We start from the raw sequence: 15,210 nt of genomic DNA on the forward strand, positions 1-15,210 counted from the left end.
GGGAGAGACCATGCAACCCAACACCGAAGCGGCCACGGAATCCGAGGACGACCCGATCTCCGCATCGGGGCTGCGGGCAGCCCTGCGCCAACTCGTCGGTGACCTCTGCAAGGTGCCAGAGGAAGAAATCGACCCCGCCGCTCCGCTGGCGACCTACGGCCTGACCTCCCGTTCCGCAGTCGACTTGGCCGGACGTCTGGAGCGGCTGCTGAAACGCCCGCTGCCCGCCACCCTGGTGTGGGAACACCCGACCATCGAACGTCTCGTGCAGCACCTGTGTCCCGTCCCACAAGATGCTGTCGAAAGCGGGGAGCCACGGGCATGTCCTGAGCGGCCCCTCGCTGAGGGGCTGAGCCCGGACAGCGACCCCGTTCGCGTGGCCCCTTCGGCACCATGCTCTGTCGCGGTGGTCGGCATTGGCTGCCGCCTGCCCGGTGGTATCAGCGGGGCGGACACCTTCTGGAGACACCTTCTGACGGGGAGCGACCTTACTGGGCAGGTGCCGAGCAGACGGTGGCGAGATTTCGCCACCGGCCCCGGCGCCGCGAAACTGGTCGAGGACACCAGCCCTTACGGTGCCTTCCTCCACGACATCGAGGCCTTCGACGCCGACTACTTCGGCATCACCCCGCGCGAAGCCGAGGTCATGGACCCTCAGCAACGACTGCTGTTGGAGGTGTGCTGCGAAGCTCTGGACCACGCGGGAGTGCCGGCGCACGGGATCGAAGGCACCAACACCGGTGTGTTCGTCGGACTGAGCGCCCTCGAATACGGTCATCTGACCACGTCTGATCCCTCGCGACTCACTCCCTGGACCAGTACCGGGGCGGCCGGGAGCATCGCCGCCAATCGACTGTCGTACGTCTTCGATCTGCACGGACCCAGCCTCACGATCGACACGGCCTGCTCATCGTCCCTGGTCGCCGTGCACAATGCCTGCCGGAGTCTGGGGAGCGGTGAGTGCGACACCGCCCTGGCGGCGGGTGTGAACGTCCTGCTGTCTCCTCTGGTCACGGCCTCCTTCGAGCAGGCTGGAGCACTGGCCGCCGATGGACGCTGCAAGCCCTTCGACGGCTGCGCTGACGGCATCACCCGAGGAGAAGGCTGCGGGGTTGTCGTGCTCAAACGGCTCGCCGATGCCCAGCGCGACGGCGACAGGATCCTGGCCGTCATCAAGGGCACCGCCGTCAACAGCGACGGACGCTCTGCGGGCCTCATGGCCCCCAACCCCGCAGCTCAGGAGAGCCTTCTGCGGGCAGCGCTCGACCACGCACAGGTCGAGGCCGACAGCATCGACTACGTCGAGACACACGGTACCGGCACCCTCCTGGGCGACCCCATGGAAGCCAGTGCGCTGGGTGCTGTGCTGGGCTGCGGTCGGCCGGTCGACCAGCCGCTGCTGATCGGGTCGGTGAAAAGCAACCTCGGTCATCTCGAGGGAGCCGCGGGCATCGTCGGTCTCATCAAGACGGTCCTGGCATTGCACCATCAGCGCATCCCGCAGAGCCTGCACTTCCACACCCCCAACCCGCACATCGACTTCCCGGCCCTGCGGCTGCGGGTCGTCACCGCCGTCACCCCCTGGCCGGAGCGGCCTTCCCGGCCTGCGCGGGCCGGTGTCTCCGCGTTCGGTTTCGGCGGCACGAACGCGCACGTCGTTCTTGAACAGGCTCCCGTCACCAAGCGTGTCCTGCCCCTTCCCGGAGCGCAGACGGAAGACGGTTGCCACGACGGCCCACACGTACTGATCGTCTCGGCTCGGTCAACGGATCGCATCGCTGACGCGGCAGCCGGCCTTGCCCAATTGACCGCGGCCGAGGACGCACCCGCCCTGGTGGACATCGCGCACACGCTTGCCCGCCACCGGCGAGGCCCCAAGTGCGCGGCCATTACCGCGCGCACAGGTCAGGACGCTGCAGCACTACTGGCCGCTCTGGCGCGCGGCGAGGAGCTGCCGGGCATCGTCTCCCCGCCACCTGACGACCCGGCAGGACGACCGGCCGCTACCCGCCGGCCGGTCTTTGTGTTCTCCGGCTACGGATCCCAGTGGCAGGGCATGGGCAGGCGACTCCTCCAAGAGGACATGTTCTTCGCTGCAGCCGTGCGCGACCTCGACCCGGTCTACCTGGCCGAAACGGGGCTCCCCTTCAGCAGCATGCTGACCCCGTCGCCGTCGCCCACCCACGTCGACCAGGTCCAGCCTCTGCTGTTCGGCATGCAGATCGCGCTGGCGCGAACCCTGGAAGCCTACGGTGTGCGCCCAGCGGCCGTCATCGGTCACTCGATGGGAGAGGTCAGTGCTGCGGTCATCGCAGGAGCACTCGACGTGGCTGACGCTCTGCGCGTGATTCTGCGCCGGTCCGAGGAACTGGCCGCCATCGACGCACAGGGCCTCGGGGCGATGGCCGCCGTCGAGCTTCCGCTCGAGACCCGCGCAGCGGTCCTGTCGCGTCACCCCGGCGTCAGCATCGCCGTGCACTCCTCTCCCCTCAGGTGCACCGTGGCTGGACCCGCGCAGCCTGTGCAGGCACTGGTGGAAGAACTGGTGGCCCAGGGAGTGTTCGCCCGGCTCCTTGAGGTAGCGGGAGCAGGTCACTCCGCGGCAGTCGATCCCGTGCTGCCGAGGGTCCACCACGCGCTGGCAGCGCTGCGTCCCCGACGGGCGGACCTCCCCTGGTACACCACGGTGCACGAAGACCCCCGCGCAGACGTCAACGCCGATGCCGACTACTGGTGTGCCAATCTCCGCCGACCCGTTCACCTCTACCAGGCGGTCGAGGCGGCCGCGGCAGACGGGCACGACCTTTTCCTCGAAATCTCACCCCACCCCATCGCACTCGTTCCGTTGAACGAGACGCTCCACGCCCACGGGGCACCGGTCATCCCCCTGCTGCGCAAGGAGGGAGACGAGGCAGCCGACCTGCGCACGGCGCTCACACGACTGCACCTCGCCGGAGTTCATCTGAACGAAGAGCGCTTGTGGCCTGTCGGGACGCGCGTCGCCCTGCCCACTCCGGCGTGGCGGCACAAACGCTACTGGTTCGGCCGCCCAGGACGGGCAACCGCTGCCTCCGACGTCGGCCACGGTCTGCTGGGCGCGCGTACCGACGATCCGCGCAACGACACCATCCTGTGGCAAACGGACCTGGGAGTCGGCACTGCCCCTGCTCCCGAAAGCCACCTCCACGGCTGTCCGGTCCTCACCCTGCCCGCAGCCGCCGCCATCATGATCGCGGCAGCCCGGGAAGCCCAAGACTGCGACGCGAGCGCTTGTGTGCAGATCGAGGACCTGGCCCTGCACGGATGGCTGCCGATCGCCAGCAGCACACCCGTCACTGTGATGTGGGAACCCGGCGAAGAAGACGCCGTCGCAACGATCAACGCCCGCGCCACCGACGGCACCTGGCATCGCTACGCATCAGCTCAGGTCCGCGTCCTGGCAGAACCTCCCGAAAACACACCCGAAGACACCGCCGGGACGCAACCAGCCCTCACCAGCCACTGGGCACCCACCACAGAGGGGGAACCGGCCTCCCGGGCCGTCGAAGAAGCGCTCTCTGCAGTGCTCTACGCGCCGGCCGGAACAAACACAGCTGATGCGTGCGACGCTGTCCCCGGCATTGATCCTTCCCAGACTGTCCCTGTCGCCGTGCACCGTTTGCACGTTCACAACCTCACGGCAGACGGGCCCCTCAGCATCGAAGCACACCCCACCGCACCGAAGTCTGCGCCGTCCGCCGGCGCGCCGACGCCCCCGGCCGACTCCCTGCCGGCCTGGAACGTGGTCGCGAACGGGGCAGGAACGTGCATCACGGCACAGGGTGTCCAACTGCACTGCGTTGAACGCGCAGAGGTACCGGAGCCACTGGAAGCCTTCACCTACGAGATCCAGTGGCAAAAGTCGCCCGCCCCGCTGCCCGGCCGACTCGACAGCGCGCTCGTGCTCAGCGACGAGGCCTCCGCGCGTTCGAACGCCACTGTGACCACTGCCGTCCACACTGCCCTGAAGCAGCGACGGGTACAGATCACAGCCGGCACGTATTCCGAAGAGCACACAGACCAGGTACTCGCCGACTGGCTGGCCGGCACCGAGCGCCATGCCAACCGGGGCGTAGTCCTCCTGCTGCCCCCTCCAGCACAGGCCAACCATGCAGAAGCGCTGCAGACAGCCACACAGGTCGCCAGACACCTCGCGTCCAATGCCCCTGCCACACCACCACGACTGTGGCTGGTCACTGAACGGGCCGTGTCGACGTCACAGGCTGAAGCCGGGGTACCGAGCCTGGCCTGTCTTCGCGGACTCGTCCGCGTCCTGCGCCTGGAGGAGCCCGGCCTGAGGGCGAGCCTGGTGGACCTCGACATGCACCCTGGCTCCGCCGACGACCTCGTCCAGGAGCTGCTCGGCGACAGCCCTGAAGACGAAGTCGTCTGGCGTCTGGGAACCCGTCTCGTCGCCCGTCTGACCCGCGCCGACCTGATGGAACAGCAACACAAGGCGCCGTTCGTCCGGCGCAGCGGTGCCTACATCATCACCGGCGGTCTCACGGGCCTGGGCCTGGCGACGGCGCGCCGCCTCGCCGACCAGGGCGCGGGCCGCCTGGTCCTCAACGGCAGGCGGCCCCCTTCGCCGGAAGCCCAGAAGACCATCGCCGAGATGTCGGGCGGCGCCACCTCGATCACGGTGGTGCAGGGAGACATCGCAGCCCCTGAGGTAGCGGCACGACTGGTCGACAGCGCATGCAGCGAAGGGCACGCCCTGCGCGGGATCGCCCACTGCGCCGGAGTTCTCCATGACCGGATGATCACCGACCTGGCCCCAACCGACGTCGACGCGGTCCTGCGCCCCAAGGTCACGGGAGCACTGCAACTCGAGAAGGCACTCGGCGGCCACGAACTGGACTGGTGGGTCTCCTACAGTTCCGCAGCGGCACTTCTCGGTTCGCCGGGCCAGGCCGCCTATGCCGCCGCCAACGCATGGCTGGACGCGTTGGCGTACCAGCACCGGGCCCAAGGCAGGCGCGCCCTCTCGATCGCTTGGGGTCCCTGGCGCGACACCGGCGCCGCCCCTGCCCAGCGCGACATGGCGACGGAGGGCCTGAGCTTGTCCGAAGGCCTGGACGCATTGCACACCCTCATCGTCCGCAACCGCACGCACACAGGTGTCGTGCACCTCGACACGCGCCGAGTGCTCGAGGCATTCCCCGGCATGCTCGACATCCCCTTCTTCCGCGAAACGCTCACAGACGACACCACCGCCGACGACGACTGGGCCGGCCCCGACAGTGTCGCAGCACTCGGTGCCGACGCGGCCGACAAGGTCCTCGAACGGCTGGTCAAACGCACAGCTGCCATCATGGGCTTCAGCGTTGCTGACCTCGACCAGACGGCCTCCCTTCCAGCGCTCGGCCTTGACTCGCTGATGGCCGTACGCATCCGTAACGCCGTCCAGCAGGACTTCGCTGTCACCCTGCCCACGGACCTCATGCTGCGGGGCGCGACGCTGCGGGAAGTCGCCGACGCCCTGCTGAGCGACCTCGGACTGGGCGCCGACCATGAGCAGGCGCCGTCCCCGCACGAGAGCGGACCCACCTGTCGGCCGCATCCCGTCCTGCCGTCGACGATCCAACCGCGGGATGCCGCCGAGCGCCTGGTTGCCAGCACCTGGACGGAGGTCCTGCACAGTCCGCCCAGCGACGTAAGAGCCGACTTCGTGACGGCCGGCGGAGATCGGGGCACCGCTGAGCAGCTCATGAAGGCAATCCAGCGCCGAGTCGGCGATGTCCGCCTGGACATCACCGCAGCGGACATCCTGGCGCAGCGGACAGTGGCCGGGGTGGCAGACCTCATTCGGCCGGCAGTCAACCCGGCCGCCGAGTCCGTCGTCACCACGTTGCGAAAGCCTGGCCCAGGCACGGCAAAGGCTCCGCTGTTCACATTCCATCCCGCCGGGGGACCGACTTCCGTCTATCGGCCGCTGACGGAACTCCTGCCGCCCGACCAGCCTGTGTACGGGATGGAGCGGATCAGCACGCTCGATACGTTGGAAGAGAAAGCGGCACACTATCTGGACCTCGTGAAAGACATCCAGCCGCACGGACCGTTTCGACTTCTCGGCTGGTCCTTCGGCGGCTGCCTCGCCTACGAAGTGGCGCAACAACTGCGGGCAGCAGGAGAGGACATCAGCTTCCTCGGCCTCGTGGACACGATCCTTCCCGCTGCTCTGCCCGGCCTGCACTCGCAGGACGTCCTGCTGGAGCGATTCGGCCGTTTCGCCGAGTACGTACGGAAGACCTATGGGCATGACCTTCAACTGCCGTACGACGAACTGGCCGCAACCCCCGAGGATCAGCAGATCGATCTGGTCATGCGCCTGGTGGCCGAGTCGGGCCTCGACATGAGCCCTGGGATCATGGAACACCAGCGGACCTCGTATCTCGACGCGCGCGTCGGTGAACGCTACACACCGCGGCCGTACAACGGTCCCGTAGTCCTCTACCGTGCTCAGCAGGCTCAACCGCTCACCACGGCCCTCGACCCGCGCTACCTCAGGCCGGAGGCGGATCTCGGCTGGGGAGCCCTGTGCCCCGCCCTCGAGATCGTCCCGGTTGAGGGTGACCACCTTTCCCTCATCGATCCGCCACACGTTGCCACGATCGCTCGCCACCTGACGCAGTCCCTCAGGGCGGTCGACAACCGACCCGCTGACCACGGATGAATTCCGTCTGAGGCAGTTCAACCGACCAGTCGGTGCCACACGTGTGGCACCGACTGGCGATCCAACACCCCCCAGGGGGCCCATCGCAGCTTGGCCACGGCCGTAGCCTCCTGCTTTGCCACGGCCACCGAAGCTGCACCCCCGAGAGGTATGGGCTGCCCACCGGTTGGATATCTCCAGTGACTCAACATTCGGCATATGCCGCAAGAGCCAGGGGCATATGGTCACCCTTTTGGCGGGGCGCGCCGGGGAGTGCATTGCGGAAAGGGCGCAAGGGGACCAGTAAAGCTGTTCATATGCTCGGAGTGTGCGAGAGTGTGGGTCTTTTTGCTCCGCCTCCGGTGTGTCCACTGGGACTTAGTAGCGCAATTCAGGCATGGTCTGGTTTGGGATCCCTCATTCCCGGTACCTCCATGTCATCTCGAGGAGACTTCGCGGCGTGACTCTTTTTGCCAGACTTTTTGCCGGTCGCCTTCGGCTGCGCAGCCTCCGGCACGTGACATACCTCTCGCTCCTCACTCTAATGATGACCGCCGGAGTGTCGACGGCGGCGGAAGGCAATGCCAGCCTGCCGGTCGCCCCGGAGGCTCACATTGTTTCTGTGAAAAGGCTCGACTCTCGCACACAGGACCTCATGGTGAGCTCGCCGGCCATGAAGAGCGTCATCCCAGTTCGAGTCATTCTGCCCAAGAATTGGGCACAGAGTCCGAAGGCGCAATTCCCAGTCCTGTACATGCTGCACGGCGGTGATGACGACTACACTTCGTGGACTCGTGAGACCGATATCGAGGAATTGACGCAGCCGTCAGATGTGCTCGTTGTGATGCCCGACGCCGGGAAAGCCGGGTATTACAGTGACTGGCGCCCCGGTGGTCCACAGTGGGAGACGTTTCATACGGGTGAGCTGGTGCGCCTTATGCAGAGGACATACCGAGCCAGTTCCTCGAGGGCGATCATTGGTCTGTCCATGGGAGGATTCGGCGCTCTCAACTATGCGGCACATCACCAAGGAATGTACCGGTACGTAGGCGCAATGAGTTCCTACGTCGATCTGAACGATCCCGCTGTTCGAATTTCCCTGGCGCTCGGCTCCCAGAGGGACGGCATCGACATCAGACGTGTCTGGGGCGACCCCGTCAAGGATTCCGGTGTCTGGCAGGCGCACAACCCTTCCGCCATGCCGCATGCTTTTCGGGGCACGCACGTGCATCTCTCGTCGGGCAATGGCGTGCCGGGCCCGTTGGACCTTCATCGCAGCTACGATCAGGTACTGGTAGGCGCAGTGGCTGAAGCGATGCTTCCGAGGTCCATGGAAAAGTTCGCATCTTCGCTCCGCTTGGCGGGCGTAGAGGTCACGACTCACTTCTATCAGCCGGGCACGCATGCCTGGCCGTATTGGCAGCGAGAATTGCATGTCATCTGGCCTGCCGTGATGAGATCACTCAAGTAGTGCAGCTTTCCACGGAGGTCCTGTCGGTCATGGTGTAATGCGGACCCGGCCGAGAAGGGGATGGCATGGGACGAACAGTGATGATCTTCGCTGCGGGGTCCCGCGGCGACGTTCAACCCTGTTTGGCGTTGGGCAGAGAGCTGATTCGCCAGGGAAATCGGGTCCGCATCCTCGCCAGCGTGCGCTACTCGCCTCTCGTCAGTGAGGCCGGGATTGATTTTCACCCCCTCGTTGCGGATCCCGCAGAGATCATCGAGTCAGCAGAGGGAAGGGAACTTCTGGAAACGGGGAGTAATCCGATTTCCTTCATCCTCGGCATGAGAAGAGTATTGCGCCCTCACATCACCGATCTACTCGAAGAGACACAGGTGGGAGCGAAGGGAGCCGACTTGGTTCTGGCCCCTTCTTTTGGCTTCCTCGGCATTCACCTAGGCCAGTTCCTACGAGTTCCACACGCGATCATTCACTTCCAGCCCAGCCAGCCCACCAGAGAATTCCCGCACCCCTTGATGCCGGCTGCCAAGCTACTCGGCTCCTTGGGGAACCGCTTGAGTTTTGACGCGGTCGATGCCGGTTCCTGGCTCATGTTCCGTCCCTTCATCGACGAATGGCGCCGACAGGGCCTCGGCCTGCCGGCCATGTCTTTGCGCGCTTCAATGCGTCGTATCCGTCGCGCGCCAGTGCTCTGTGCGTTCAGCTCCTCGATTGTGCCGAGACCGCCTGACTGGGGGAGGAATGTCCATATGACTGGATTCTGGCATCACGAAGAGCCGTCCTGGGAACCATCCCGACAGCTGCTGGACTTCCTCGCCGATGGCCCACCGCCCGTTTATTTCGGGTTCGGCAGCATGACGCCCAAGGATCCCGCGGCCACCAGCGACCTCGTACGGGAGGCGCTGCGACGGGCCGGACTGCGCGGAGTGCTTGCTGGTGTGCCCGGAACGAGTGAGCCCGACATGCTCGCGGTGCGGGAAACACCCCACCACTGGCTGTTTCCGAGGATGGCCGCAATCATCCACCACGGTGGGGCGGGAACCACAGCAGCAGCGCTGCGTGCCGGAAAGCCGTCGCTTGTGTGCCCATTCTTCGGCGATCAATTCTACTGGGCAGATCGGGTACATGGACTGGGCGCCGGGCCCAAGCCGTTGCCGGCCCGCAGTCTGACGGCTTCCAACCTCACCCAACGTCTCCGCATTCTCACTGGTACGGCTTACGCCGATGCGGCCTCGAGGCTTGGCCGGGCACTCAGGACAGAAAATGGAGTTTCCCAAGCCTGCAGAGTGCTGAACACCTATCTGTGGACCTGAGCGACTTGACAGACCAGGCATCGCCATAGAACCGTGCCGAACCACTACCTTGATCGGGTGAGGCCGGCTCACTGGCGCCTGCGCGAGGGCTGGCCCAGGGCATGCGGATTACCTGCTTCGTCAGCAACACCGTCGGCGGCCGGCCCCCTTCCAGGCGAGCTGCCCCGGGCCGCTTTTCAGATTTCCGGCAGCGCATGTGGGAAGCGTCTCTTACTCCCCGCGGGTCAAATCGCGGATTCATGACGGGGCGTTCGAGTGAATTATCCCGCGGCGTGTGTTCCGTGGTTTCTTCGGCTGTCTATCCCTCGTTGTGCAGCCTGCAGGTCATGGTGCGAGCCGTTCAAACTGTGCTCGCTCGGTTTCGGCCGTCACCAGGACATGACCGCAGAGAAGGGAAAGCTCATGAAGAAGACCGCTGCCGTCGTCGCGGGTGTGATCATGGCTCTCGGTGCGGCCGCCCCGGCTTTCGCGGACGCCGAGGCCGAGGGTGTCGCGATCGGTTCCCCAGGGTTCCTCTCGGGCAACGTGCTCCAGATCCCCATCGACGCTCCGCTCAACGAGTGTGGCAACGCGACCAACGTCACCTCTCTGCTGAGCCCCGTGATCGGTAACCGTTGCAGCAACGACTGACGACGTAACGCTCACGGCACCAGCCACTGCGGCTGTGTCGTGGCTGGCCTTGGACGTCTTCTCTCCGTGCCAGGGCCGGCTTTTCCCACTTCTCCCAGCAGGAAGACAACGAGAGTGCGACAGACCCTGAGCAAGGGAATGGTCGCGGCCGCAGCCGCGACGAGCATCCTGTCCCTGTACGCCAGTCCCGCCCTTGCCGACTCGCACGCGAGTGGGGCCGCCAAGGGCTCGCCGGGCGTTCTGTCCGGCAACAATGTCGAGGTCCCCGTCGAGGTGCCGGTCAACGCCTGCGGTAACTCCGTCAACGCGGTCGCCGGACTCGATCCGGCGTTCGGCAACCGCTGTGCGAGCGACTCGGGTTCCCACCAGCATCACGTACACCGGAGTTCGCACGAGGGCTACGGCGAAGACACGGAGTACGGCGACGAATACTCCGGCTACGGCGACACGGGGTACGGCGAGACCGGTTACGGCGGCCACGGTGGCGGACACGACGACCACACCCAGCCGCCCGGGCCTGTCGACAACACGCCGTCTCCCGCACACGTCGACCCCACGCCACCGCCCGATGGCGGGCACCACTCTCCGCCGCCCAACGGCGGGGGAGACCACACGCCGCCTTCGTACGGCGAGACCACGCCCCCGCCCTATGGTGGAGGGGACCACACGCCGCCTTCGTACGGCGAGACCACGCCCCCGCCCTATGGTGGAGGGGACCACACCCCGCCCTGCGACCATGGCGGAGAGAACCACACCCCGCCCCCGCACGGTGGTGATCACCACACCCCGCCTCCCTACGGCGGCGATGAGAGCACTCCGCCTACCCACGGCGGTGGCGACCACACGCCGCCCCCCTACGGCGGCGATGAGAGCACTCCGCCTCCGCACGGCGGCGGCCATCACACCCCGCCGCCCCAGCTGCCCCACACCGGCAGCAACAGCGAGGCCATGCTCGCCGCCTCCGGCGCGAGCGCCGCGATGATCGTGGCCGGCGCCGTGCTGTACCGACGGGGCCGAGCCGCGTCCCGGCGGTAGTGCCGAGGGGATCGCACCGGGTGCCGGACGGGTTCTCGTCCGGCACCCGCGCCCGTGCGTGGAAGGGCGATCAGCGGTACGCCCGCGTCCGGGTCTCGCTCGGGGAGGGCCGTCCGGGCGCCGGGATCGCCCCGCTGAGCGGGCGGACCCGCAGATGGCGCCGCACCCCCCGCACCAACGCGCCGGCCGTGTAGGTCGCCCCGTGCACGAACCGCATCGCCGGCCCGAACCCCGAGGCAGTGACCAGACCCGCCAGGAACAGGCCGGGGTACGACGACTCGAAGTCCAGCCCGACCTCCGGGGAGCCGTCGATCATCGTGCTCAGACTTTCGCGCAGGTCGACGGAGAGCAGGGTCAGTCGGTGGAGCGAGGCGGTGAACCCGGTGGCGGCGATCACGTGCTCGGTCTCGACCGAACGCAGCGGAGGATGCGAGCCGTTCGCCCGGCTGAGGACCTCCAGACGCACCCCGCCCGGCACCGCCCGCGCCGAGGTGACCTCGTGGGCGAGCAGGACCTCGACGGCCCGCTCGACCCGGTCCCGTAGCCACCAGGCGCCCGCCGGCCCCAGGACCGAGGCCGTGATCCGGGTCCGCGTCCGCTCCGGCAGACGGCGGAAGACGCCGGGGCGTTCGGAGTAGAACCAGTTGCGCCAGCCGGGACCCAGGCCGCTGTGCGGCGAGCGGGCCGACTGCCACCAGGGGCGCTCCCACGGCGGCGGCACGTCGTTCCAGCACAAGCGCGCGGAGCGCGCCAACACCCGTACGCGGGTGCCCTGTTCGGCCAGCAGTGCCGCCGTCTCCAGGGCCGCCTGACCGGCGCCGATCACGGTGACGTCCTTGCCGTGGAAGCGGATCAGGTCGCTGTGGTGGCTGCTGTGCGAGACCAGGGACGCGTCGAGTCCCCGCAGGGCGGCCGGGATCTCCACGAACGGCATCACGCCCACCGCCAGCGCCACCGTGCGGGCGTGCAGCACCTGGCCGTCGTCCGTGACCGCCTCGAAACCGCCGGGGCAGGGGGCCAACCGGGTCACCGTGCGCTCGTCGACCTCCGGTACCGCGTGCCGGGCGAACCACAGGCCGTAGTCGGCGAACATCTCCACCGGGACCGGTTCCCCGTGCCGGACCGAGACGCCCTGGGCGGCGCAGTAGACGTCGAGGCGCCGACGGCCGCGCGGATCCGAGAGGTTGGAGGCCCAGGGCTCCGACTTGAGGAACATGCCGCGCGGCATGTGGTCGCGCCAGGAGGCCATCGGCCTGCCGAAGACGCGCAGGTTCAGTCCGGCGGCCGCGGCGTGGGACGCGATGGACAGGCCGTACGGGCCCGCGCCCACCACCAGCAGGTCGTACATCAGCAACTGCTCGCTTTCTCGTCGTCGGACCGGTCGCTCACGTCCGACAGGTCGGTCGGGGGGACGTCACAGGGGGAGGGCGCCTGGTGCACCACGCGCGCGCGAGGCGGTACGGCCTGTCCGGCCGGCACGGGGCCGCTCACGCGGTCGCGGAGGCGGCGGGCGACATGGCGGGTCCACAGGGGCCACAGGGCACGCCCGGGGCCGCGGTCGTCAGGGGCGTGCCAGGCGTGTTCCCGGCCGGCGGACGCGGGCCGCAGCGCGGCGAGCGGGGCGTAGGGCTCCACCACGAACTCCCGTCCGGCCAGCGGCACCGCGTCCGGCAGCGGACGGTGGGTCAGATCGAGGTGCTGGGCGCGTACGACGTCCAGGCCGGCCGCGTCGGCGAAGAGCCGGAACTGGGCGCCCGGGCGGGGGTTGAAGTCCAGGAGGTGGTAGCGGCCCGTGCTGCCGCAGCGGCGGAAGTCGAGGTCGAGGATGCCCCGGTAGCCGAGCTCCGCGGTGAGGCGTTCGGCGACCGCCCGCACCGTGGGGTTGGGGGCCCAGCGGCCCACCGCCGTCAGGCCCGCGTCACGCGGCCAGGACCGCAGCTTGACGCCTGCCCCGCCACCGCGGAAACGGCCCGTCCGGTCGACGTACCCGTGGAAGAACCAGTCCCGTTCGGGGCCCGGCGGCAGAAAGGCCTGCAACAGCAGGCGGCTGCCCGCCTCCTCGGCACGCAGGTACAGCTCACGGGCCTGGGACGCCGAGCGCAGCAGGACCGTGCTGCGCAGGCCGGTTCCGGTCGGCACCAGCCAGGGGCGGCTCCACTTCGCTACCACGGGCAGCCCCAGACGCCAGGCGGCGCCGGCGGCCTGGGCGGGGCTGTCGGGCACCAGCGTCGAGGGGTGCGGGACGTGCAGGGCGGCGCACAGATCGGCCAGTTCGGCCTTGTCGGCGACGAGTTCGGGCAGCGCGTCCGGCATCGCCGGGAGCAGATAGGCGGGGGTGAGGTCGTCGCGCATCCGGTTCACGGCGACGGCGCTCGCGTCGTCCATCGGGATCAGCACGGCCGGACGGGTGACCCGGGCGGCCACCCGGCCCAGCGACGCGGCGATGTCGCGCGGGGATGAACCGGGCGGCGGCGGGGGATGCAACTGCCGTACAAAACGCGATCGGGAAACGGGACTTCCCGACGAATCGGCGACCACATGCACCTCGACTCCCGCTCTGCCGAGCGAGCGTACGGCCCCGAGCGTGCCGTGATGAAAGGGATTCCGGTCGATCCGCAGGAGAACGGCGGGGACGCGGATGTCAAACAGCGACACGGTCATGAATGTCTTCTCACTCGTCGGCCGTAACGGCGGTGGCGTAAATCCTGTTCATATGACTGAGTGTCAGTAGCCGGACTTCAGAAATCGGATTTCAGAAAGGAGCGGGCATGGACCGAAAGAAGCGACGTCCCAGGTCCCGGGTGCTGGCCGTCGTAGCGGCGACCGTGGCCGCGTCCGCCGTGCTGGCCTCGGGCACCGGATTCGCCGCGGGGGTGGTGCGGGTCGGCGACCCGCCCGCTCCCACGCCGGCGCTCCCCGCGACCCCGCCACCGCTGTCGACGGCGACGGCGACGCCTCCGGCCGTCGTCACCACACCGCCCGCCGTCACCGGCCCGTCGGCCCTCGTCACCCCACCGGACGTGCAACCCCGCCCGGAGACGCCCGCGTTCGGCGCCTTCCTCGACTCGGGTGCCAGTGGCATCGCCCGTATGGCCGAGCTCAGCACCTGGCTGGGCGGCGCCGACCTGCGCGTCGGCCACACCTATCTGCCCGGCAACCACTGGAGCGACATCGAGGGCGCCCCCGGTTTCCTGGACGTGTGGGCGGACTGGCGCACCGAGCGGAACGACCGGATGCTCGTCCTCAACGTGCCGATGCTCGACCACAACGAGGACGGCGTCTCCGACGCTCGGGTGCGCCGGCTGTTGCGGCTGGGCGCGGCCGGGACGTTCGACCGTCACTTCAGGGCCCTGGCCGAGCGGCTGGTGGAGCTGGACGTGCCCGACACGGTGATCGTGCTGGGCTGGGAGATGAACGGCATCACGTACACCTCCCGCTGCGGGCCGGACCCGGAGGCATGGAAGACGTACTGGAACAGGATCGTCACCACCATGCGCTCGGTGCCGGGCCAGAAATTCCGGTTCGATTTCGCACCGACCCGCGGCCGGGACGCCATTCCCTGGACGCAGTGCTATCCGGGGGACGACACGGTCGACATCATCGGCATGGACTCGTACGACCAGCCTTCTGGACTGTCGTTCGACGAACAGGTGAAAGAGCCCTACGGTCTGCAGGCACACGTGGACTTCGCCAGATCCCACGGAAAGCCCATTTCCTATCCGGAATGGGGACTCTTCCGCAACGGCGACAACGCGGAGTACATGAAGCGGATGCTCGCCTGGATGGACGAGCACAAGCCGCTCTACAACACGCTCACCGACTACTGCCCGCACGGCGTCTTCGAGTGCGGGCAGAACCCGCGGTCGTCCGCCGTCTACCGGTCCGTCCTCTTCGGCCGCACCGACGAGGCGACCCCGACCCCGCAGCCCAGCAAGCCGACCCCGGTGCCGACGCCGGTCCCGACACCGACGCACCCGGCCGACTGCTCGCCCGTCGAACTCGGCGACTGGGTCGAGTACTGGCTCGGCGGGAAGCTGTGCCTGCGCTTCGACTGGTGGTCGCGCAGCCGGTGA

The 15,210-nt window shown here is 68.0% G+C and carries 8 protein-coding genes; 6 read left to right on the forward strand and 2 right to left on the reverse strand.

Features of this window, described 5'->3' with window-relative positions; genetic code table 11:
- The first annotated feature begins 10 nt into the window (after positions 1 to 10).
- The 5 genes from ACWCQ1_RS01770 (at position 11) to ACWCQ1_RS01790 (ending at position 11,137) form a co-directional block, all read left to right on the forward strand.
- The gene (locus tag ACWCQ1_RS01770) at positions 11 to 6,715 is read left to right on the forward strand and encodes an SDR family NAD(P)-dependent oxidoreductase (RefSeq protein WP_451025619.1); all 6,705 of its coding nucleotides are present in this window, start codon (positions 11 to 13) and stop codon (positions 6,713 to 6,715) included.
- Between the two features lie 439 nt (positions 6,716 to 7,154).
- Positions 7,155 to 8,165 carry an alpha/beta hydrolase gene (locus ACWCQ1_RS01775; RefSeq protein WP_358593728.1) on the forward strand — a complete coding sequence of 337 codons (1,011 nt, stop codon included), beginning with the start codon at positions 7,155 to 7,157 and terminating at the stop codon, positions 8,163 to 8,165.
- A gap of 65 nt (positions 8,166 to 8,230) precedes the next feature.
- Positions 8,231 to 9,472: a glycosyltransferase gene (locus ACWCQ1_RS01780; RefSeq protein ID WP_358593727.1), complete on the forward strand. Its 1,242-nt coding sequence runs from the start codon at positions 8,231 to 8,233 to the stop codon at positions 9,470 to 9,472.
- A 402-nt stretch (positions 9,473 to 9,874) separates the two neighbouring features.
- A complete protein-coding gene (locus tag ACWCQ1_RS01785) occupies positions 9,875 to 10,102 on the forward strand; it encodes a chaplin (protein WP_133040882.1) in 228 nt (75 codons plus the stop codon).
- A gap of 114 nt (positions 10,103 to 10,216) precedes the next feature.
- Positions 10,217 to 11,137: a chaplin gene (locus tag ACWCQ1_RS01790; RefSeq protein WP_358593726.1), complete on the forward strand. Its 921-nt coding sequence runs from the start codon at positions 10,217 to 10,219 to the stop codon at positions 11,135 to 11,137.
- A gap of 70 nt (positions 11,138 to 11,207) precedes the next feature.
- Here the strand turns inward: ACWCQ1_RS01790 and ACWCQ1_RS01795 are convergent, their stop codons facing one another.
- Positions 11,208 to 12,485 (reverse strand): NAD(P)-binding domain-containing protein, encoded by a 1,278-nt coding sequence (locus ACWCQ1_RS01795; protein ID WP_451025620.1) that lies wholly within the window; start codon positions 12,483 to 12,485, stop codon positions 11,208 to 11,210.
- Positions 12,485 to 13,798: a carboxylate--amine ligase gene (locus ACWCQ1_RS01800; protein WP_358593724.1), complete on the reverse strand. Its 1,314-nt coding sequence runs from the start codon at positions 13,796 to 13,798 to the stop codon at positions 12,485 to 12,487. The genes ACWCQ1_RS01795 and ACWCQ1_RS01800 overlap by 1 nt, the downstream gene beginning before the upstream one ends.
- 107 nt (positions 13,799 to 13,905) lie before the next feature.
- Between ACWCQ1_RS01800 and ACWCQ1_RS01805 the strand changes: the two genes are divergently transcribed.
- Positions 13,906 to 15,210: a glycoside hydrolase family 26 protein gene (locus ACWCQ1_RS01805; protein WP_451025621.1), complete on the forward strand. Its 1,305-nt coding sequence runs from the start codon at positions 13,906 to 13,908 to the stop codon at positions 15,208 to 15,210.

The organism is Streptomyces sp. NPDC002144 (genome assembly GCF_053593695.1).